Annotated in this window: 20 protein-coding genes and 1 riboswitch; of the genes, 11 read left to right on the top strand and 9 right to left on the bottom strand. The window is 71.2% G+C overall.

Features of this window, described 5'->3' with window-relative positions:
* Positions 1 to 186: 186 nt before the first annotated feature.
* Positions 187 to 777, top strand: a complete 591-nt coding sequence (locus ACFV61_RS25395) for a CGNR zinc finger domain-containing protein (protein WP_063347852.1) — start codon at positions 187 to 189, stop codon at positions 775 to 777.
* Between the two features lie 22 nt (positions 778 to 799).
* On the opposite strand, the gene sodX is transcribed toward ACFV61_RS25395, so the two are convergent.
* Positions 800 to 1162 (bottom strand): nickel-type superoxide dismutase maturation protease, encoded by a 363-nt coding sequence (gene sodX, locus ACFV61_RS25390; RefSeq protein ID WP_079136256.1) that lies wholly within the window; start codon positions 1160 to 1162, stop codon positions 800 to 802.
* A gap of 295 nt (positions 1163 to 1457) precedes the next feature.
* Between sodX and sodN the strand changes: the two genes are divergently transcribed.
* The 7 genes from sodN (at position 1458) to ACFV61_RS25355 (ending at position 7411) form a co-directional block, all read left to right on the top strand.
* Positions 1458 to 1853 carry a superoxide dismutase, Ni gene (gene sodN, locus ACFV61_RS25385; RefSeq protein ID WP_063347853.1) on the top strand — a complete coding sequence of 132 codons (396 nt, stop codon included), beginning with the start codon at positions 1458 to 1460 and terminating at the stop codon, positions 1851 to 1853.
* An 88-nt stretch (positions 1854 to 1941) separates the two neighbouring features.
* A riboswitch (cobalamin riboswitch) is annotated at positions 1942 to 2081 on the top strand.
* 89 nt (positions 2082 to 2170) lie between these two features.
* Positions 2171 to 3253 (top strand): iron ABC transporter permease, encoded by a 1083-nt coding sequence (locus ACFV61_RS25380; protein WP_063347854.1) that lies wholly within the window; start codon positions 2171 to 2173, stop codon positions 3251 to 3253.
* Positions 3253 to 4017: an ABC transporter ATP-binding protein gene (locus tag ACFV61_RS25375; protein WP_380494039.1), complete on the top strand. Its 765-nt coding sequence runs from the start codon at positions 3253 to 3255 to the stop codon at positions 4015 to 4017. The genes ACFV61_RS25380 and ACFV61_RS25375 overlap by 1 nt, the downstream gene beginning before the upstream one ends.
* A gap of 23 nt (positions 4018 to 4040) precedes the next feature.
* Complete coding sequence (locus tag ACFV61_RS25370; protein WP_380494038.1) at positions 4041 to 5036, top strand: ABC transporter substrate-binding protein; 996 nt, start codon at positions 4041 to 4043, stop codon at positions 5034 to 5036.
* 71 nt (positions 5037 to 5107) lie between these two features.
* A complete protein-coding gene (locus tag ACFV61_RS25365) occupies positions 5108 to 5587 on the top strand; it encodes a GNAT family N-acetyltransferase (RefSeq protein ID WP_063347856.1) in 480 nt (159 codons plus the stop codon).
* A gap of 249 nt (positions 5588 to 5836) precedes the next feature.
* On the top strand, positions 5837 to 6247 hold the full coding sequence (locus tag ACFV61_RS25360) for a hypothetical protein (RefSeq protein ID WP_063347857.1): 411 nt from the start codon (positions 5837 to 5839) through the stop codon (positions 6245 to 6247).
* Positions 6248 to 6406: 159 nt separating this feature from the next.
* Complete coding sequence (locus ACFV61_RS25355) at positions 6407 to 7411, top strand: RNA polymerase sigma factor SigF (RefSeq protein ID WP_350879654.1); 1005 nt, start codon at positions 6407 to 6409, stop codon at positions 7409 to 7411.
* A 48-nt stretch (positions 7412 to 7459) separates the two neighbouring features.
* On the opposite strand, the gene ACFV61_RS25350 is transcribed toward ACFV61_RS25355, so the two are convergent.
* Complete coding sequence (locus tag ACFV61_RS25350) at positions 7460 to 7888, bottom strand: hypothetical protein (RefSeq protein WP_159398434.1); 429 nt, start codon at positions 7886 to 7888, stop codon at positions 7460 to 7462.
* A 50-nt stretch (positions 7889 to 7938) separates the two neighbouring features.
* Between ACFV61_RS25350 and ACFV61_RS25345 the strand changes: the two genes are divergently transcribed.
* Together ACFV61_RS25345 and ACFV61_RS25340 are read left to right on the top strand one after the other, a co-directional pair.
* Positions 7939 to 8910 (top strand): diacylglycerol kinase family protein, encoded by a 972-nt coding sequence (locus ACFV61_RS25345; protein ID WP_063347858.1) that lies wholly within the window; start codon positions 7939 to 7941, stop codon positions 8908 to 8910.
* Positions 8911 to 9293: 383 nt separating this feature from the next.
* Complete coding sequence (locus tag ACFV61_RS25340) at positions 9294 to 9545, top strand: WhiB family transcriptional regulator (RefSeq protein WP_014138019.1); 252 nt, start codon at positions 9294 to 9296, stop codon at positions 9543 to 9545.
* 517 nt (positions 9546 to 10062) lie between these two features.
* On the opposite strand, the gene ACFV61_RS25335 is transcribed toward ACFV61_RS25340, so the two are convergent.
* The 7 genes from ACFV61_RS25335 to ACFV61_RS25305 all read right to left on the bottom strand — a co-directional run bounded on the left by ACFV61_RS25335 (position 10063) and on the right by ACFV61_RS25305 (position 19841).
* Positions 10063 to 11583 (bottom strand): sensor histidine kinase, encoded by a 1521-nt coding sequence (locus ACFV61_RS25335; RefSeq protein ID WP_244293369.1) that lies wholly within the window; start codon positions 11581 to 11583, stop codon positions 10063 to 10065.
* Between the two features lie 482 nt (positions 11584 to 12065).
* Positions 12066 to 13124, bottom strand: coding sequence for an SIS domain-containing protein (locus ACFV61_RS25330; protein ID WP_063347859.1), 1059 nt, complete (start codon positions 13122 to 13124; stop codon positions 12066 to 12068).
* 194 nt (positions 13125 to 13318) lie between these two features.
* On the bottom strand, positions 13319 to 14614 hold the full coding sequence (locus ACFV61_RS25325) for an extracellular solute-binding protein (protein WP_380494036.1): 1296 nt from the start codon (positions 14612 to 14614) through the stop codon (positions 13319 to 13321).
* A gap of 432 nt (positions 14615 to 15046) precedes the next feature.
* Complete coding sequence (locus tag ACFV61_RS25320; RefSeq protein ID WP_063347861.1) at positions 15047 to 16600, bottom strand: glycoside hydrolase family 3 protein; 1554 nt, start codon at positions 16598 to 16600, stop codon at positions 15047 to 15049.
* A 5-nt stretch (positions 16601 to 16605) separates the two neighbouring features.
* On the bottom strand, positions 16606 to 17433 hold the full coding sequence (locus tag ACFV61_RS25315; protein ID WP_063347862.1) for a carbohydrate ABC transporter permease: 828 nt from the start codon (positions 17431 to 17433) through the stop codon (positions 16606 to 16608).
* Complete coding sequence (locus ACFV61_RS25310) at positions 17430 to 18458, bottom strand: carbohydrate ABC transporter permease (RefSeq protein ID WP_063347863.1); 1029 nt, start codon at positions 18456 to 18458, stop codon at positions 17430 to 17432. Before ACFV61_RS25310 ends, ACFV61_RS25315 begins: the two co-directional genes overlap by 4 nt.
* Positions 18459 to 18548: 90 nt before the next feature.
* Positions 18549 to 19841 (bottom strand): extracellular solute-binding protein, encoded by a 1293-nt coding sequence (locus ACFV61_RS25305; protein ID WP_063347864.1) that lies wholly within the window; start codon positions 19839 to 19841, stop codon positions 18549 to 18551.
* 337 nt (positions 19842 to 20178) lie between these two features.
* Between ACFV61_RS25305 and ACFV61_RS25300 the strand changes: the two genes are divergently transcribed.
* Positions 20179 to 20970, top strand: a complete 792-nt coding sequence (locus ACFV61_RS25300; RefSeq protein WP_244293370.1) for a GntR family transcriptional regulator — start codon at positions 20179 to 20181, stop codon at positions 20968 to 20970.
* The last annotated feature ends 197 nt before the right edge of the window (positions 20971 to 21167 follow it).

The following is a 21167-nucleotide window of genomic DNA, read 5'->3' as shown; positions in this document are numbered from 1 at the left end:
CGCCCCCCCCGGGGTCGTCCCCCCCCCCCCCCCCCCGCCGCCCCCCGCCCCGCACCGGCCGGGGGTTTTCCGCACCCGCCCGCCGGGGCGGGGGCGGGGCCCCCCCCCCCCCCCCCCGACGTTTTCCCCACCCAGGTAATAGGCTGGACGCAATCAGCCCGTTACCGACCTTTTGGAAGGACCTCCGTGGAGCTCGCCTCGTACGCCGATCTCGCCGTTCGGCTGGTGAACACCGAGGAGCCCGAACGCGGCACCGACACGCTGACGTCCGTGGACGCGGTGCGCGGCCTGTTCTCCGACTCCTCGCGGGCCGCCGCACAGGCCGACGAGTCCGACCTGCCCCGGCTGCGGGCGGTGCGGACCAGGCTGCGCGGGGTCTTCGAGGCCGCCGCCGAGGGCGACGAGATCCGGGGCGTCGACCTGCTGAACAGCCTGCTGATGGAGTACCCGGTCAGCCCGCTGGTCTCCGGGCACGACTACCTGGACGACGCCGGCCGGCCGCGCTGGCACCTGCACCTGGCCGACAACTCGCCGACCGCCACCGCGCACTTCAGCGCGGTCGCCTGCATGGGCCTGGCCGTCCACCTGACCGAGCTGGGCGCCGACCGGCTCGGCATCTGCCAGGCCGCGCCCTGCCGCAACGCCTACCTGGACACCTCGACCAACCGCTCCCGCCGCTACTGCTCGGACCGCTGCGCGACCCGCGCCAACGTCGCCGCGTACCGGGCCCGCAAGCGCCAGGAGGCCGAGGCCGCGGCACTCGGCGCCGCCGGCTAGGTCCCCGGCAGGGCCCAGGGGGTCAGAGCTGCTCCGCCCAGACGCCCAGGCGGCGGGCCAGGCCCGGCACCCGGGCCAGCCGGGTGCTCAGCAGCAGCCGCTCCAGCCGCCGCCCCGGCGCCAGCCAGGCCGGGCGCGGGCGCAGCCTCAGCAGCACCCGGCCGAGCACCAGTTCGTCCGGGACCGGGCCGTAGCTTCGGCTGTCGCTGTCCACCGGCCGGTTGTCGGACAGCAGCCACCAGCCCCTCGGACGCCGCTCGGCGGCCCGCTTCACCACCAGCAGGTCCTGCTGGAAGGGGTGCCGGAAGAGCACCACCGCGCCGGGCCGGATCGGCGCGCCGTAGCGCACCAGCAACTGGTCGCCCTCGCGCAGGGTCGGGACCATCGACGGGCCCGCCACGTCGACCAGCCCGAACGGCACCGCGCCGCCGCCCCGCCCCCGGGGTTCCGTGCCCGCCGGTTCCGTGCCCGCCGGTTCCGTGCTCCGCGCCACGACTCCTCCTCCCGGACCGCCCGGTCCCAGTCTGCCGTACGGACCGTCACCCCGTTCGATCCGTTCGATGTCCGGATTACCCCGGTTCCGGGTCCGCCTTTTGCCCTAGGCCCACCGCCCGATCGCGAAACCCCGGGGGCGGAAGGGTAATCTCGGGCGCGGGAAGACGATCTAAGGAAGGACTCCCATGTTCTCTCGTCTGTTTGCACCGCGCGCCACCGCCCACGCCCACTGTGACCTGCCCTGCGGCGTGTACGACCCGGCGCAGGCCCGGATCGAGGCCGAGTCGGTCAAGGGCACCCAGGAGAAGTACCAGGCCAACGAGGACCCGGCTTTCCGCACCCGCGCCCTGATCATCAAGGAGCAGCGTGCCGAGGCCGTCAAGCACCACATCTCGGTGCTGTGGAGCGACTACTTCAAGGCCCCGCACTTCGAGAAGTACCCGCAGCTGCACCAGCTGATCAACGACACCCTGAAGGCCGCCTCGGCCGCCAAGGCGTCCACCGACCCCGCCACCGGCCAGGCCCTGCTGGACCTGATCGCCGAGGTCGACAAGATCTTCTGGGAGACCAAGCAGGCCTGAGCCTGACGCGTCGCCACCCGACCGCCCCCGTCCGCGAGCCCGGACGGGGGCGGTCATGCGTTCACGCCCCATCCGAGTCAGGTAAGGGTTGCCTAGCCTGAGTGGCTGTTATGCTGCCAGGGCGTCCGAGGGGGAAGTCCGGTGTGAATCCGGCGCTGACCCGCAACGGTGAGCACGGCCTTCGGGGCCGTGCCAGCCCGATCGCCCCCGGCCGCTGAACTCCCGACAACTCGCCGTGGACTGCGAGGGGATGGCGCCCGGGCCCGCGCCCGACCGGTGCCGCCCCCGCGCACCCGCGGCCCGAGGCAAGGCGCACCGTGAGCAGCACCGCAGCCGCGGGCAGTGGCGCAACGAGCCCGCCCGCCCGCCGAATACCCGCCCTCCCGCTCGCCGTCGGCCTGGCCGCCGCCCTGCTGCTCTCGCTGCTCTGCGGCGTGGCGCTGGGCGCCTCCGGGATCGGCCTGCCCCGCGTCCTGCGGCTGCTGGCCGCCGGGCTGACGGGCGGACGGCTGGAGGCGGAGGAGGCCGCCGCCTACGCGATCGTCTGGGAGATCCGGCTGCCGCGCGCCGTGCTGGCCGCCGTGGTCGGCGCCGGGCTGGCCGCCACCGGGGTCGCCGTCCAGGCCCTGGTGCGCAACGCGCTGGCCGACCCGTTCGTACTCGGCATCTCCTCCGGCGCGGCCGTCGGCGCCAACGCGGTGCTGCTGCTCGGCGCCTTCGCCTCGCTCGGGGTGTGGGCGATCTCGGCCTCCGCGTTCGGCTCCGCGCTGGTCGCCATGGTGCTGGTCTACCTCGCGGCGCGGACGGCCTACGGGCTCACCCCGCTGCGGCTGGTGCTCACCGGCACCGCGCTCTCCTACGGCTTCTCCGCCGTCACCGCGCTGATGGTCTTCGCGGCCGCCCGCGGCGAGGCCGCCCGGGACGCCATGATGTGGCTGCTCGGCAGCCTCGGCGGCGCCACCTGGGGCTCGGTGCCGATCGCCGCCGCCACCGTGCTGGCCGGCCTGGCGTACCTGGCCTGCGCCGCCGGCCGGCTGGACGCGCTCGCCATGGGCGACGAGACGGCCGCCTCGCTGGGCGTGGACCCGGACCGGCTGCGCCGCGAGCTGTTCGTGGTGACCGCCGCCGTCACCGGCACGGTGGTGGCCGTCAGCGGGGCGATCGGCTTCGTCGGGCTGATGGTGCCGCACCTGGCCCGGATGCTGGTCGGCGCCGGGCACCGCCGGGTGCTGCTGGTCGCGCCGCTCGCCGGGGCGCTGCTGCTGGTCTGGGTGGACATCGTCTCGCGCACCCTGCTGGCGCCCGCCGAACTGCCGGTCGGGGTGGTCACCGCAGTGCTCGGGGTGCCCTGTTTCCTGCTGCTGATGCGCCGTCGCGGCTATTCCTTCGGAGGCCGCTGATGGATCTCGCCCTGGACTCCGTCTCGGTCGAGCTGGCCGGTGCCCGGCTGGTCCACGACGTCGCCCTGGACGCCGCCGCCGGGCAGGTGGTCGGACTGATCGGACCGAACGGCAGCGGCAAGTCGACGCTGCTGCGCTGCGTCTACCGGGCGCTGCGGCCGGCCGCCGGGGCCGTCCTGCTGGACGGCACGGACCTGCACGCGCTGACCGCGCGCGAGGCCGCCCGGCGGGTGGCCGCACTCCCCCAGGAGCACTCCGCCGAGTTCGACTTCACGGTGGCCGAGGTGGTCGCCATGGGCCGGCTGCCGCACCGGCGCGGCCTGGGCGGCCCGGGCGCGGACGACCACGCCCGCTGCACCGAGGCGCTGCGCAAGGTCGGCGCCGAGCAGTTGGCCGGGCGGGGCTTCCTGAGCCTGTCCGGCGGCGAGAAGCAGCGGGTGCTGATCGCCCGCGCGCTGGTCCAGGAGCCCCGGCTGCTGGTGCTGGACGAGCCCACCAACCACCTGGACATCGCCCACCAGTTGGACGTGCTGGCGCTGGTCCGGGAGGCCGGCCCGACGGTGCTCACCGCGCTGCACGACCTCAACCTGGCGGCCGGCCACTGCGACCTGCTGTACGTGCTGCGGGCCGGCCGGATCGTCGCCTCGGGGCCGCCCGCCGAGGTGCTCCGACCCGCCCTGCTGGCCGAGGTGTTCGGCGTCCGGGCCACCCCCGTCCGGCACCCGGTGACCGGCTCCGTCCAACTGCTCTTCGACCGGATCTGACCCGCCCCCCCGAAGGAACCCCCGTGCGCACCAAGGCCGTTGCCATCACCGCCCTGCTCACCCTCGGGCTCACCGCCTGCGGCGCCGAGATCGCCCCGAGCGGCGACGCCACCGCCGCCTCCGCCCACTACCCGGTGACCGTGGAGAACTGCGGCACCAAGCTCACCTTCCCGCAGAAGCCCGCCCGGACGGTGACCAACGACGTCGGCATCACCGAGCTGATGCTCGCCCTCGGCCTGGCCGACCGGATGGCCGGCTACGTGATGCCCGACGACAAGGGCCGGGTCGACCAGGTCGCCTGGAAGGACGGCTACCAGCAGACCGCGTGGCTCTCCAAGAAGGAGATCACCAAGGAGATCGTGCTGGGCGCCAAGGCCGACCTGGTCTTCGCCGGCTGGCACTACGGCTTCGACGAGGGCCGCGGCTTCACCCCGAAGGCGCTGGGGGACCTCGGCATCCCCTCGTACGTGCTCAGCGAGTCCTGCCGCAGCGGCAAGGGCACCGAGCGCGGTGTGATGTCCCCGCTGGACGCGCTCTACACCGACCTGGCCAACCTCGGCGAGATCTTCGACGTCCGCGACCGGGCGGACAAGCTGGTCGCCGGTTTCAAGGCGCAGGTCGCCGCCGCCCCGCAGCCCGAGCGCCGGCCGTCCGTGTTCCTGTACGACAGCGGGCAGGACAAGCCGTACACCGCCGGGAAGTTCGCCGCGGCCGACGAGATCATCGCCAAGGCCGGCGGGGCCAACGTGATGGGCGACCTCGCGGACACCTGGGTCACCGTCGGCTGGGAGAGCGTGGTGCAGCGCGACCCCGAGGTGATCCTGATCAACAACTACGGCGAGACCGGCGCCGACGCCAAGCGCGCCTTCCTGAAGTCCTTCCCGCCGCTGGCCGGCGTCTCGGCGGTCAGGAACGACCGGATCTTCGTCCTGGACTACGTCGACCTGGTGGAGAGCCCGCGCAACCCGGCCGCGATCACCGCGCTGGCCGACTACCTGCGCACCGTCCCGGCCCGCTGACCCGCCCGCCCCCGGCCCGGGCCCCGATCAGGGCCTGGGCCGCGGGCGGGGGCGCGCAGTAGGCTCGCGGCATGATCCGCACCGCCGTCGTGACCGACGTTCCCGTCATCCTCGCCCTGATCCGCGAGCTCGCGGAGTACGAGAAGGCCCCGCAGGAGGCCGTGGCCACCGAGGAGCAGCTGCGCGACGCCCTGTTCGGAGCCAACCCGGCGCTGTTCGGCCTGATCGCCGAGGACGACGCCACCGGCGAGCCGGTCGGCTTCGCGGTCTGGTTCCTCAACTTCTCGACCTGGCGCGGCACCCACGGGATCTACCTGGAGGACCTGTACGTCCGCCCGCAGTCCCGCGGCGGCGGCCACGGCAAGGCGCTGCTGCTGGAACTGGCGCGGATCGCCGTCGAGCGCGGCTACGCGCGGGTGGAGTGGTCGGTGCTCGACTGGAACACGCCCTCGATCGACTTCTACAAGTCCCTCGGCGCGGTACCGATGGACGGCTGGACCGTCTACCGGCTCACCGGCGAGGCGCTCGCCGCCGCCGGCGGCGGTCACTGAACGGACCGTCCGAACCCCTGCCACCCTGCGTCGCGATGGCTTACCATGAGTGACTCCCGAGCCCCGGCCGGCGTGCGGAAGGCGGTAAGGTCTCAGGCGGATACGCGGCGTCCGGTCGTCCCGCGAAGGGTATGACCGGTACGTACCGCACCACCCCTCTGGACAGTTGGGGCGAAGCAGTTGAGCCAAGCAACAGACAGTGCCGCGGCCACCGGCCCGGAAGCACAGCGCGTCACCCAGGAGGTGAGGGTGTCCCAGATCGACGGCGAGCCCGGAGTGCAGGACTTCGTGGAGGTCCGGCTGCCCGCGGCGGGTGCCTACCTCTCGGTCCTGCGAACAGCGACGGCCGGCCTGGCGGCACGGCTCGACTTCACCCTCGACGAGATCGAGGACCTGCGGATCGCGGTCGACGAGGCCTGCGCCATCCTGCTCCAGCAGGCGGTGCCAGGCTCCGTCCTGACCTGCGAGTTCCGGCTGGTCGGCGACTCGCTGAAGGTGACCGTCACCGCCCCCACCACCGACGGGAAGGCGCCCGAACGGGACACCTTCGCCTGGACGGTGCTCTCCGCCCTGGCCGGCGAGGTCGACTCCTCGGTCGGCGAGGACAAGACCGTGTCGATCAGCCTGCACAAGAAGCGCGGCGGCCCCGTCGCCCACTAGCCGGGGCGTCGACCAGCACCGCACAAGGGCCGTCCGCCCGGTCCCCGATCAGGGGCCGGGCGGGCGGCGCCCGGTACCGCCCCCCACGCGGTACGACCAACGAGACGATGCCGGGGCCCGAGGGCCCCGGTGCTCCCGGAACGGAACGGGGGAATGGCCGTGAGTGATCTGGACCGTACCGGCCTCGCGACGGCGGGACCTGCCGTACCGACCCAGGCGAGCGTTCCTGGCCTCGCCGCCAACGACGATGCGCACCCGAAGGACGCCCACCGGATGAGCCACCCGACCGAGCCGACGTCTGAACCGTCGCCCGCATCCCCGCCCCCGTCCGATCCGGCGGACGAGGCCGCGGACCTGCGCACCGCGGTGCCCGTCCAGGCGCCAGCCCCGGCCCCGCACCGCTCGGGCGCACCGGACCGGGAGGCGGCCCGCGCGCTGTTCGTCCGGCTGTCCGCGCTGCCCGACGGCTCCCCGGAGCGCGTCGAGCTGCGCAACCAGCTGGTGCGGATGCACATCCCGCTGGTCGAGCACCTGGCCCGGCGGTTCCGCAACCGGGGCGAGCCGCTGGACGACCTGACCCAGGTCGCCACCATCGGCCTGATCAAGTCGGTGGACCGCTTCGACCACGAGCGCGGGGTCGAGTTCTCCACCTACGCCACGCCGACCATCGTCGGCGAGATCAAACGGCACTTCCGCGACAAGGGCTGGGCGGTCCGGGTGCCGCGCCGCCTCCAGGAGCTGCGGCTGTCGCTCACCACGGCGACCAGCGAGCTCTCCCAGCGGCACGGGCGCTCCCCCACGGTGCACGAGCTCGCCGAGCACCTGGGGATCTCCGAGGAGGACGTCCTGGAGGGCCTGGAGTCCGCCAACGCGTACTCCACGCTGTCCCTGGACGTCCCGGACAGCGACGACGAGTCGCCGGCCGTGGCGGACACCCTCGGCGCCACCGACGAGGCGCTGGAGGGCGTCGAGTACCGCGAGTCGCTCAAGCCGCTGCTGGCCCAACTGCCGCCCCGGGAGCAGAAGATCCTGGTGCTGCGGTTCTTCCGGAACATGACACAGTCGCAGATCGCCGCCGAGGTGGGGATCTCCCAGATGCACGTGTCCCGCCTGCTGGCCCGGACCTTGGCCCAGCTGCGGGAGAAGCTCCTGGTGGAGGAGTAGGACTGACGGCCGCTCAACCGGCGGCCGACCCCCGGCGGCCCTGTGCGCTCAGCCCTCGTGCGACGCGTACAGGGCCGCCGTCGACTTCGGGTTCAGCAGCGCGCCGATGCCGACCAGCCCGAGCAGGCCGACCAGCACACCGACACCGATCATCGCGCCGCCGCTCTCCAGCATGTAGTACCCGATCGGCAGGCAGATCGAGTTGGTGAGCACGGCCGGGCTGCGGCCCCAGCGGCGCTCCTTGAGCAGCGCGCGGGCGGCCAGCACCGGCAGCACGCCGAGCAGCACGATGACCAGGCCGCCGAACTCGTTCAGGGCGAGCTGCTTGGACTGGCCGGACAGCGCGGACACCATGTCCCAGACGCCGACGACGGCCAGCGCGGCGCCCTCCAGGGCGGTGATGGCGGCGCCCACGGTCAGCGCCAAGGGGCGGGCCGGGCCCGCCGTGGGTACGGGTGCGGAGGATTCTGCGGTCACTCCAGCAGGGTAGCCGCCGGTTGGTCCGTACCGACCCGTAGGCTTTCCCCATGCGCGCTCTCCTGGTCGTGAACCACAAGGCCACCACCACCAGTGGCCGCACCAGGGACGTACTGATCCACGCGCTGCGCAGCGACCTCAAGCTGGAGGTGGCCGAGACGCAGTACCGGGGCCACGCCCGCGACCTGGCCCGCGAGGCCTCGGAGGACGGCACGGTCGACCTGGTGGTGGCGCTCGGCGGCGACGGCACCGTGAACGAGGTGGTGAACGGGCTGCTCACGCACGGCCCGGGCGAGAAGGTCCCGCGACTGGCCGTGGTGCCGGGCGGTTCGACCAATGTGTTCGCCCGCGCGCTGGGTCTGCCCAACGACCCGGTGGAGGCCACCGGCGCCCTGCTGTACGCGCTGGAGCACGGGAGCGAGCGGCCGGTCGGCCTGGGCAAGGCGATGACCGACGGGCTGCCGGACCGCTGGTTCACCTTCACCGCCGGCCTGGGCTTCGACGCCGGGGTGGTCGGCCGGGTCGAGGAGCAGCGCCGGTTGGGGCGCAAGTCCACCCACGCGCTCTATGTGGGGCAGGCGCTGCGGCACTACGTCACCCAGCGTGAGCAGCGTCGTTCCGGGCCCGTGGCCCTGGAACTACCGGGCCGAGAAGGCGTGCCGGGCCTGGCCCTGGCCATAGTCAGCAACACCTCGCCGTGGACGTTCCTCGGCAACCGCCCGGTGTACCCCTCACCGCTCGCCTCCTTCGACACTGATCTCGACGTCTTCGGGATCACCCGGATGACGGCGTTCGGCACCGTTCGAACGATCCGTCAGATCCTGCGGTCGTACGCCTCTTCGAGCGAAGGCGCCCCGCCGGCCGGCCCGTCCGGCAAGCACGTCGTCTCCTATCACGACGTCAGACACTTCACCTTGGTTTCAGAGGAACCGGCCCCGTTCCAGGTTGACGGGGACCACCTTGGAGACAGGAGTCGCGTCAGTTTCACAGGCGTACGGCGGGCACTGCGTGTGATTGTGTGACCGGAAGGGGGTTTCGCCCTTCTTCTCGAACGCACAAGCCCCCTTCACTCCATAGAAGTACTGGCTGTGAGCTAGGCGACACCGAAGAATCAAAAATTCCTCCCTGAAGGGGGTTGTATCCGGGCCCGAGGTTTGCGAACCTCTACATGGCGATCGGGACGCATCGCAGCGACGGCAACCTCAGAACCTGGCGGGTGTCGACCGCGGAACGTCCCTCGAATCGCCGAATCCCTCCCTAGCACAGACCACCCGGGCCCCGGCGGGCCTTTGGTCTCTTTTGCTGTTGCGGGATTCGTGAAAGCGTTCACATTCACAAGCCACATTCACAAGCCATCGATTATGCCGACCGGGTGCCCCCCGCCGGCAGGAGGAGTTGGACGACCATGGACTGGCGCCACCGCGCTGTCTGCCGCGAAGAGGACCCGGAGCTGTTCTTCCCGATCGGGAACACCGGTCCTGCTCTGCTGCAGATCGAGGAAGCCAAGGCCGTGTGCCGCCGCTGTCCGGTCATGGAGCAGTGCCTGCAGTGGGCTCTTGAGACCGGCCAGGATGCCGGCGTCTGGGGCGGTATGAGCGAGGACGAGCGTCGCGCGATGAAGCGCCGTGCCGCCCGCAACCGCGCCCGCACCGCCTGATCACACGCCGTAACACCAGCAGTAACCGAAACACCGATCAACACATGATCAAAGGCTTCCCTGCACCTCCTGGTGAAGCCTTCCGCACAAAGGGCCTTGCCTGGCGAGGTCCCGCGACACCGGACCGTCCAGCCACTTGATACTGTTCACTTAGAGCAATATCGTGGAGCTGTGGCGCTCACCGTGTGCAACGCACGGGCGAGGTGTCGCACCACCCAGAGCCCCCGTTCCGGCCGACTCCCCCCGACGGCCGGAACGGGTTGAGAGGCCCTGTCGACCCACCCCCCCCGGTCGACAGGGCCTCGTTTCTGTTTTCGCGCCCCGGTTTGTGTGCGCGCCCCGGCGCGCCCGCACCCTGGCACGCCCCCGCGCGGGCCGACCCGCGCCGGGCTCGTGGGGTGGACACCCGGCGCTTTCGCCGAGTGCACGCCCCCACCGCGCGCCTCGATGCACCTTTCCGCGGACCGCGGTGCGGACCGGACCGTGGACCGCACCGCACCGCAGGCCAGTCGGCGGATCAGCGGACCGGGATCTCCAGGATCACCTTGGTGCCGCCGTCCGGACCGGCCACCATGTCGAAGGTGCCACCCAACTCGCCGGTGGCCAGCGTGCGGACGATCTGCAGGCCGAGGTTGCCCGCCGTCTGCGGGTCGAACCCCTCGGGCATGCCGCGGCCGTCGTCCTGCACCGTGATCAGCAGGAACTCCTCCGGCCGGGCGCCGCCGTTCCAGCTGTCCGACCAGCCCGCCCCGGTCGCCGGGGCCCGCCCGCGCAGCGCGCTGACCTCCAGGTTCCCTGAGGCGGACGGGCCGAAGGCGTGCTCCAGCGCGTTCTGCAGCAGTTCGTTCAGCACCATCGACAGCGGGGTGGCCACCTCGGCGGACAGGATGCCGAAGCTGCCGCTGCGGCGGGTCGCCACCCGGCCGTCCTGGGACAGCTCCATCACCATCGCCAGCACCCGGTCGGCGATCTCGTCGAAGGCCACCTGCTCGTCCAGCGCCTGGGACAGCGTCTCGTGCACGATCGCGATCGAGCCGACCCGGCGCACCGCCTCGTCCAGCGCGGCCCGGCCGGCCTCCGACTCCATCCGGCGGGACTGCAGCCGCAGCAGGGCGGCGACGGTCTGCAGGTTGTTCTTCACCCGGTGGTGGATCTCCCGGATGGTGGCGTCCTTGGTCATCAGCTCGCGGTCGCGGCGGCGCAGTTCGGTGACGTCCCGGCAGAGCACCAGCGAACCGGTCAGCGTGCCCTTGGGCTTGAGCGGGATGGCCCGCAGGGTCACCACCCCGCCCTGCACCTCGACCTCGGTCTGCCGCGGCGCCCAGCCGCTCGCCAGCTTCACCAGCGCCTCGTGCACGGCCGCCCGGGAGGGCGGGACCAGTTCGGCGGTGGCCCGGCCCAGGTGGCTGCCGACCAGGTCGGTGGTGAGGCCGAGCCGGTGGTAGGCGGACAGGGCGTTGGGGCTGGCGTAGGTGACGATGCCGTCCGCGTCGAGCCGGATCAGGCCGTCGCCGACCCGGGGGGCGGCGTCCATGTCGATCTGTTCGACGCCGTGGAAGGGGAAGCTGCCGGCGGCGATCATCTGGGCCAGGTCGGAGGCGCTCTGCAGGTAGGTGAGCTCCAGCCGGCTGGGGGTGCGGACGGTCAGCAGGTTGGTGTTGCGGGCGATCACCCCGAGCACCTTGCCCTCGCGCCGGACCGGGATGGACTCGACCCGGACCGGCACCTCCTCGCGCCACTCCGGGTCGCCCTCGCGCACGATCCGGCCCTCGTCGAAGGCGGCGTCCAGCAGCGGGCGGCGCCCGCGCGGGACGAGGTGGCCGACCATGTCGTCCTGGTAGGAGGTGGGGCCGGTGTTGGGCCGCATCTGCGCCACCGAGACGTAGCGGATGCCGTCCCAGGTGGGGATCCACAGGACCAGGTCGGCGAAGGAGAGGTCGGAGAGAAGCTGCCACTCCGAGACCAGCATGTGGAGCCATTCCACATCGGCCCCGGTCAGGGTGGTGTGGCGGCGGACGAGTTCGTTCAGCGAGGGCACATGGCGAGAGTAGCGCCGCCGGTCGGGGCGCGGCGCGGCGGACCGGGGAACGGATCATGCGCCGGGCCTGCGGCGGAGCCCGCTTCCCGAAGTTGTCCAGACCAATTTCCGGAGCGGCCTGGACAACCCAGATTGGTCTAGTCCACAATGAAAGGGCACCAAGGAGAGGCCCACCGCGCAACTGCCCTGACCGCGCGAGGCCTTTCCTCGGTCGGACGCCGCCGAACGAGGACCCCGCACAGTTCTCGATCGACTCCGGCGACCGACGACAGCTCCGGGCTGCGGTGCCGCATGGGTTGAGGGTCCCGTGTCGGCGCCGTGGCCCGTAGTGCTTTCCGGGTACGCCGAGCGCCAGGCGCGACGCGTTCCGGGGGTGCGACGCGTTCCGGGCGCTCCCCCGCCGAAGCCATGTTCCGCCGCTCAACGAGTCGGGCCCCCGTCCACAGCCTGTGGACGGGGGCCCGATCGCGTGGCGCCGTGCCTCAGTGCGTCTCGGTGACCTTGGCCAGGGCGCGCGGGGCGTCCGGGTCCTGGCCGCGGGCGATGGTGACCTCGTAGGCCAGCAGCTGCAGCGGGAGGATCTCCAGGATCGGCTGGACCTCCTCCGGCACGCCGGCCGGCAGGGCGAAGCCGGCCGAGGCGGCGTCCACCTGCGCCTGCTGGCCGACCACGACCAGGTCCGCGCCGCGGCCGCGCAGGCGGTCCAGCACCGGCTGCAGGGCCTCGCCGCCCTTGCCGTCCGGAACGATCGCGATGACCGGCGAGACGTTGTCCACCATGGCCAGCGGGCCGTGCAGCAGATCGGCGCCGGAGAACGGGGAGGCCGGGATGTAGGTGGTCTCCATCAGCTTCAGCGCCGCCTCGCGGGCGGTCGGGTAGCCGTAGCCGCGCGAGGTGATGACCAGGCGCTGGGCGAAGCGGTACCGCTCGGCCAGCGCCTTCACCTCGGCGTGGCGGGCCAGGACGCCGGCGGCCAGGCCGGGCAGTTCCTTGGCCGCCGCACCGTCGCCGCCGCGCAGGCCCTCGACCAGCAGGTAGAGCGCCAGCAGTTCGGCGGTGTAGGTCTTGGTGGCCGGCAGCGCCTTCTCCGGGCCGGCCAGCACGTCGATGTGGAACTCGGAGACCTCGGCCAGCGGCGAGGACGCGTTGTTGGTGACGGCGAGGGTGATGGCGCCGGCCTCGCGGGCGGCCTTGGTGGAGGCCACCAGGTCGGGCGAGCCGCCGGACTGGCTGACGGTGACGACCAGGACGTCGGTGAGGTCCGGCTTGGCACCGTACGCGGTGGTGGTGGACATCGAGGTCAGGCCGGCCGGCTTGCCGAGCAGGATCTCGATCAGGTACTTGGCGTACAGCGCCGCGTTGTCGGACGTGCCGCGCGCGGTCAGCAGGACGAAGCGAGGGTTGCGGGCGGCGATCTCGGCCGCGATCTGGCGGATCTTCGGGGCACCCTCGTCGAGGATGCGCTGGAGGACGGCCGGCTGCTCGGCCATCTCCGCCGCCATGATCCGGCCAGGAACGGAAACAGTCTGCGGGTCGGACATCAGGATGTGCCTCCGATGAGATGGTTCGACCCCTCCGGGCAGGTTGCCCGACGGGGACCTCTACGGCGGCGAGTCCGCACACTCGCTGCGGTGGTTTCCTGCCGCAATCCTACGGGGGCCGCCCCCGCCGGGCACACCCGAAGGCCCGCCCCGGACGGGACGGGCCCTCGGCCTGTGCGGCTGGCGGCGCCGGGTCAGGACGCCTTGTTGATCAGCTGGTCGATCGCGGCGTCGGCGTCCTTGGTGGCCTGGTCCACCGACTTGCCCTTGAGGATGCCGGTCAGCATGTCGGGCAGGATCTTCTGCTTCTCGATCGCGCCCCAGCCGGGGGCCAGCGGGGTGAACCAGGCGTCCGGCACCGCGTTGGCCGCCGCGGCGGTGGTCGGCTTGTTCTTCAGCGGGTTCAGCTGGGTGAGGTTGTTCGGCAGGATGTCCTTGTCGGCCAGCGTCTGCTGGGACTTGGTGCTGGTGAACATCCGCACCCAGTCGGTGGCCAGCTCGACCTGCGCGGACTTGGCGGTGACCGCGAGGTCGGAGCCGCCGATGAAGGTGGGCAGCGGCTTGCCGTCCGGGCCGGGCATGGTGGCCATCTTGACGGTGTCCTTGAGGCTCGGGTCGCCGGTGCCCGGCGCGACGACGCTGGCCGCCTCGTAGCCGTTGCCGTAGAAGGACGCGGCGCGCCCGCGGGCCATCGACTCGAACTGGTTCTGCTCGTTCACCGTCAGGTCGCCCTTGGTGTACTTGCGGACCAGGTCGACGAAGTGGCTGATGCCCTGCTGGGACTTGGCGTCGTGCAGGGTGCCGTGCCAGTTGCCGGAGCTGTCGAACTTGGCGATGCTGCCGCCGTACGCGGCCACGTAGCTCATCGCGGCGTACCAGTACGGGCCGGGCAGGTAGAGCGAGGAGTAGCTCTTGTCGGCCTTGTTCTTGTCGGCGACCTTGTCCAGGACCGCCGTCAGGTCGGCCTCGGTCTTGGGGAATTCGGAGCTGCCGGTGGCCTGCTGGAAGGTGGCGGCGTTGTAGATGGCGACCCGGGCGCCGGCGTAGTAGGGCACGCACAAGAGCTTGTCCTGGTACGTACAGGTGTTGGCGAGCGCCTTGATCCAGCTGTCGGAGTTGTCGAAGGTGGTCCGGTCGACCGGGGCCAGCGCGCCGGAGAGCACGTACTTCATGGTCTCGGTGTTGCCGAGCTCGACCACGTCGGGCGCGGAGCCGTCGGCGATCGCCTTGTCGAGCTTGGTCACCTTGTCGGCCCAGCCCTGGTAGGCGAGCTTGAGGGTGACGTTCGGGTACTTCGCCGCGAACTGGTCGTTGACCTGCTGCACCAGGTCGGGCCAGTTCTTCTGGGCGTCGTCCATCAGCCAGACGGTGACGGTGCCGCTCGCGGCCTTCGGGTCGGCGCCGGGGCTCTTGCCGTCCTTCGACGCCGTGCCGGCCGATGAACAGGCCGTCAGCCCGATCGCCAGGGCAGTGATTCCGAACGTCGACATGAGCTGACGCTTCTTCACGCCATCCTCCGAGGGTGCTAGAGCCGTGTTGCCCGCCGGCAGCGTGATGGCGCCCGCAACGGAGGGTCCGGGCAGGGGCGAAGAGCTTCGGGGAGGGCCGATACCACATCCGGTGAGGTTGAATTTCGAACCGGATGACTGGACTCTGGCCTAGACCATAGGTGGTGTCAACGGCCAAATGGCCTCGTCGCCACGGCCGTTGCAGAGCTGTTGTACCCCGTGGCGATCAGTCGCCGTACCGTCACCCTAAGTGGGACTTAAGGTGGATTTAAGGCCTACTTGAGGGAACGCGGTCACCTGGCGAATCCGCAGGTCGAACGGCGGGGAAACGAAACGGGCCCGCCATGCGGCATGCGCATGACGGGCCCGTCGGCCGACGCCTCCCGGACACTCCCGGTGACGCCCCCCTCGGTCTCAGCCGATGGCTCCCGGCTGCCCGGTGAGCACCTCCACGGCCGCCAGCCCGCAGACCCGGGCGGCGCCGTGGGTGGCGATGTAGAGCGCGCCGACCGGCTCGGACTGCGGCAGCCCCATCTCGACCACCGCGGCGTCCGGCCGGGCCGCCACCAGGCGGCCCAGCGCGGCGGACATCCAGGCGTGCCGGTGCGCGTCCCGGACCACCAGTACCAGGCGGCGGCCCTCGGCGCCGGCCACCAGCTCGGCGACCAGGGCGTCCAGCAGCTCGGGGGCGGCCTGCGCCGCCGAGACCGCGCGGGTGCGGGTGCCGGGGAAGCGGTCGGCCAGCATGCCGGCCACGCCCCACGGGGTGACGTCGCCGACAGCGATGTTCGGCTCGTCCGAGAACGAGGCCACGAACGGGCGCTCGGACACCGGCTGCGGCTCGTGGCCCGGCGCCCGGACCACCTTCAGCGCCCGGCGGGCGGCCCGCAGGCCGACCGCGAGGTCCGGCTCCGGCCGCTCGCCCTGGGCCGAGATCCGGCCCCAGCTGCCGAGCGAGCGGACCCGGTCGGCGGCGTCCGCCAGCCGCTCCTCGGAGAGCACGCCGGCCCGCACGCCCGCCACGATGGCGTCGCGCAGCATCAGCACGGTGTCCTCGTCGGCCAGCCCGCCGCCGACGCAGATCGCGTCCGCGCCGGCCGCCAGGGCCAGCACGGTGCCGTCGCCCATTCCGAAGGTGTCGGCGATGGCGCCCATCTCGATCGCGTCGCTGACGATCAGGCCCTGGTAGCCGAGGCCGCCGTCGGCCGGGGCGGCGCGCAGCAGGTCGCGCAGCACGAGCGGGCTGAGGGTGGCCGGCAGCTTCGGGTCGAGCGCCGGGATCATGATGTGGGCGGTCATCACGGCCTTGGTGCCCGCCGCGATCGCCGCCTGGAACGGGATCAGGTCGCGCGAGCGCAGCACGTCCAGGTCGACGTCGATGACCGGCAGCCCGTGGTGCGAGTCGACGGCGGTGTCGCCGTGGCCGGGGAAGTGCTTGGAGCAGGCGGCCACGCCGGCCGACTGGAGGCCCTCCACCCAGGCGGCGGTGTGCCGGGCGCACAGCTCCGGGTCGGCGCCGAAGGAGCGGACGCCGATGACCGGGTTGCGCGGGTTGGAGTTGACGTCCGCGGTGGGCGCCCAGTTGTAGTTGACGCCGGCCGCGGCCAGCGCCCGGCCCAGCTCGCGGGCGACGTCCCGGGTCAGCGCCGGGTCGTCGATCGCGCCGAGCGCGAGGTTGCCGGGCCAGGACGAGCCGGAGCCCGCCTCCAGCCGGGTGACGTCGCCGCTCTCCTCGTCGATGGCGATCAGGAGGTCGGGGTTCTCCTCGCGCAGCGCCTTGGTGAGCTTGGCGAGCTGGTCGAGGTCGACCACGTTGCGGTCGAACAGCGCGACCGAGCCGAGCCCGGCGGCGAGGTGGCGGCGCAGCCACTGCGGCGGCTCGGTGCCGACGAAGCCGGGCTGCAGGACGGTCAGGGCGTCACGGTGCAGCTGGTCGCTGACCGGAGCGGTGGGGACGAGGATGCTCACGTTTCTCAGCCCTTCACGGCGCCGTCGGTCAGTCCGCCGACCGCCTTGCGCTGCAGGAAGACGAACAGGATCAGCACGGGGATGGCGAACATCGTGGACGCCGCCATGGTGGCGCCCCAGTCGTTGCCGAAGGCGGTCTTGAAGGACGACAGCCACAGCGGGAGGGTCTTGCCCTCCTCCTTGTTGAGGATCAGGACGAGCGGGAACTCGTTCCACGCGGTGATGAAGCCGAACAGCGAGGTCGACATCAGACCGGGGGCCAGCAGCGGGAAGATCACCTTCACGAAGGCCTGGGAGCGGGTGCAGCCGTCCACCATGGCCGACTCCTCCAGCTCCTTCGGCACCGCGGCGATGAAGCTGCGCAGCGTCCAGATGGTGAAGGGCAGCACCATCATCATGTAGAAGAACGTCAGCGGCACGAGGCTGTTCAGCATCTCGTTGTCGCGCGAGATCATGTAGACCGCGATGGTCATGACCTCCCACGGCGCCATCTGCGCGACCATGACGACCAGGACGAAGGCCTTGCGGCCGCGGAACTTCATCCGGGCGATGGCGAAGGCCGCGAGGGTCGCGATCACCAGCGAGATCAGCACCGCACCGACGGTGGCGATGAGGCTGTTGGTGACGTACGTCCAGAAGTTGGGCGCGTTGATCGCGGTGGTGAAGTGGTCGAGGGTCCCGTTGAACGGGATGAAGACCGGCGTCTTGCTGATGATGTCGTTGTCCTGCTTGAAGGCAGTCGCGATCATCCAGTAGACGGGGAAGATGAAGAAGACGAAGAGGACGACCGCGATCACGTTCGGCCAGGTACGTCCGATGAGCGAGCGCCTCACAGCTCGTCCTCCTGCTTGATCATGATGCGGAAGTAGTACGCCATCATCGCGCCCAGCATCAGGATGGTGAGCACCGCGATCGCGGAGCCGATGCCGTAGTGCTGCCCGGACGAACCCTCCAGGAAGGCGTGCACGGGCAGGGTGCGGGTCAGGTTCTCGGGGCCGCCGCCGTTGATCGCGTACACCTGGGTGAAGGCCTTGAAGACCCAGATGATCTCCAGGAACGTCGTGGCCAGGAAGAACGGCTTCAGGTTCGGGAAGATCACCGAGCCGAAGATCTTGGACGCGCCGGCGCCGTCCATCCGGGCGGCCTCGTAGAGCTCCTTGGGGATGGTGGTCAGTCCGGCGTACATGTTGAACGCCACGAAGGGGACCGACTGCCAGACGATCAGCAGGATCACCACGAAGAAGGTCGAGTACTGGTCGCTCATCCAGTTGTAGTCGGCCATCGCGTGCCAACCCAGCTTGTCCAGGAACCAGTTGACGACGCCCCACTGCTGGTCGAACAGCCAGGTGTAGACGGTGGTCGCGGCGACCACGGGCATCGCCCAGGCCATCAGCAGGCCGACCGAGAGGAGCAGCCGCATCCGCTTGCCGAGGCGGTTGAGCAGCAGGCCGATCAGGGTGCCGCCGACCATGATCAGCACGACGTTGACCAGGGTGAAGACGACGGTGCGCCCGGTGACCGCCCAGAAGTCCGGGTCGGTCAGCTGCTCCTTGTAGTTGTCGAAGCCGTTCCACTCGGTCAGGTGCTGGACGAACTGGCGCTTGTTGAGGTTCTGGAACGACAGCAGGACCGTCTTCACCAGCGGCCAGCCGAGCAGGGCGAGGGTCGCCACGGTGGCGGGCAGCAGCAGCAGGTACGGTGCCAGGCGTGCGCCGAGGCTCGGCCCGCCTGCGGGTCTGGCGCCCTTGCGGGGGGTGCCGTTGGCGCCACCACCGGCGGCACTCGTCTCAATTCCGGCCACGGCAGCCTTCCCTGAATCCGGGGACTGCGTCTGCACCCGCTCCGAATGCACAGCCATCGTTCTCACTTCCTCACAACCCGAACCACGACGGACAGGCGTCGCTCACCGACCCCCCGCCGGGGGTCGGTGAGCGACGCCGCTCGGTGCCTACTGCTTCTGGTTGAGCCGCTTCGCGATCTCGTCGTCGTACTTCTTCGCGGTGGCCGCGTAGTCGCCACCCTGGAGGGCCGCGGTCAGGAACTCCTTGATCGGGTTCGGCTTGTCCTCGACGCTCGCCCAGTTCGGGGTGATCGGGGTGACCGCGCCGACCGCCGAGGCGGACTGGGCGGCCTTCGCGAAGTCGCCGGTGAGCTGGCTGTTCAGCGCGGCCTTGTTCGGGATGTTGCCGGCGGCGGCGACCGCGCCCTCGTTCTTGTCGTTGAGGGCGATCTTCAGGAAGTCCTTGGCCATGTCGGTGTTCTTGCTCTGCGCACCGATCGCCAGGTTCGAGCCGCCGAGGAAGACGCCGGAGGGCTTGTCAGCGGTCTTGCCCGGGAGCGGGAAGAAGCCGATCTTGTCCTTCGCCATGTCCTTCTCCGCCGGGAGCTCCCAGCCGAGGGCGATCATGGTGCCGACGTTGCCCTTGCCGAAGACGTCCTTCTGCTGCGGGGTGGCCTCGTCCTTGTCCTTCGGACCGGTGGCCGAGTAGCCCTGCAGCTTCTTGTAGGTCTCGAAGGCCTTCTGCGCCTCGGGCGAGGACAGGCCGCCGACCCACTTGTCGCCGTCCTTCTTGGCGATCTTGCCGCCCTCACCGGTGAGCAGACCGAAGTAGGTGTACCACTCCTGACCCGGCAGGTAGATCGGGTCGGCGACGCCCTCGGTGGCCTTCAGCTTGTCCAGGTCGGCGTAGAACTCGTCCAGGGTCTTCGGCGCGTCGGTCAGCTGGGCCTTGGCCCAGAGGTCCTTGTTGTAGGCGACGACGCGGTTGGAGACCCACCACGGGGCGGCGAACTGCTTGCCGTCCAACTGGGCGGCCTCGTTCTGGTTGGCGTTCCAACCGTCGCCGCCCAGGGCGGACTTGTCCTTGGTGATGTCGAGCAGGCCGCCCGAGGCCGCGTAGCCGGAGGTCTGGGTGTTGCCGAGCTCGACGACGTCGACCGAGCCCTCGGACAGCGCGGCGGTCACCTTCTGACCGATGCCGTCCCACTCCTGGATCTGGAAGTCGACCTTGGAGCCCGGGTAGGTGGTCTCGAACTCGCTCTTGACCGCGTCGGTCCAGCCCTTCGGGGCGGAGCCGGTCATCAGCCACACCTTCAGCGTCTTGCCGCTGTAGTTCTTGGCGCCCGCCGCGGACGACGAGTTCGAACCGGCGTTGTCCTTGCTCTTGCCGTCCGAGCCACAGGCCGCCAGGCCGACGACCATTGCTGCGACGCCGACCGCCGCGATGAGCTGACGCTTCACGCCATCCTCCTGAGGGATGCCTGGGTTACCCCCGTCGGGCGGCAGCGGCAGACCCACGTAAAGCGGGGGGAAAGGTGCCGCGGACCCCTTCGAGCGGGTGGGGGGATTCATAGTGACCGGCCTAGTGGTGTAGACCAGATGCCTGGAGCTTGGCCTAGACCAATGGGCCTGTCAACGGCTGTTCGACCGATCCGGACCACCCGTTATCAAGCCGACACCGCACATCGTTCATCGCGTGATGAGGTATTCGTTCCGTAGCCATACATGCAACGATGTCACCCGTTAACTATGTGGCGGGGCCCGTAAAGGCCCCGCGAGAAGCGGGAGAACAGGTCCGATGAGCAGCGACGGGGGAACCACCGCCCAGGTCAACGACCCCGAGGTGAAAAACCTCCCGACGCAGGCCGGCGCCGACCCGACCGCGCGCGTCCCCAAGTACTACGGTCTCAAGCGCCACCTGCTCCAGCTGACCGAGACCCAGCCCGCCGGCACCCCGGTCCCGCCCGAGCGCGCGCTGGCCGCCCAGTTCGACACCTCCCGCACCACCGTGCGCCAGGCGCTGCAGGAACTGGTCGTCGAGGGCCGGCTGGAGCGCATCCAGGGCAAGGGCACCTTCGTCGCCAAGCCCAAGGTCGCCCAGGCCCTCCAGCTCACCTCCTACACCGAGGACATGCGGGCCCAGGGCCTGGAGCCCGCCTCGCGGCTGATCGAGATCGGCTACATCACCGCCGACGACCGGCTCGCCCCGCTGCTCGACATCAAGCCCGGCGGCCGGGTGCTGCGGATCGAGCGCCTGCGACTGGCCAACGGCGACCCGATGGCCATCGAGGTCGCCCACCTGTCCGCCAAGCGCTTCCCCGCGCTGCGGCGCAACCTCGCCAAGCACAACTCGCTGTACGCGGCGCTGCGCGAGGTGTACGGGGTCACCGTGGCCGAGGCCGAGGAGACCATCGAGACCACCCTCGCCAACCCGCGCGAGGCCGGCCTGCTCGGCTCCGACCTCGGGCTGCCGATGCTCCAGCTCTCCCGGCACTCCTTCGACGCCGACGGCGACCCGGTGGAGTGGGTCCGCTCGATCTACCGCGGCGACCGCTACAAGTTCATCACCCGGCTCAAGCGCCCGGAGTAGTCCGGGCGGAGCAGTCCGGGCGAGGCAGTTCGGGGCGGAGTAGCTCAGGGCAGAGCACTCCCCCCTCGCACCACGGGCACCCGCGCGCGCGCCCCCCCCGCGCCCGGGGCCGGAAGCGGGACCGGAGGGGCCCTAACCGGGGCCTAACACCCCTCGGCCCGCGGCTGCCCCGGACGGGCGCGCCCCCCCGGGGGCAG

Source organism: Kitasatospora sp. NPDC059817, assembly GCF_042731835.1.
Lineage (GTDB): Bacteria > Actinomycetota > Actinomycetes > Streptomycetales > Streptomycetaceae > Kitasatospora.
Note: the sequence above shows the minus strand (reverse complement) of the source record. Positions and strands in the feature narration are given on the sequence as shown.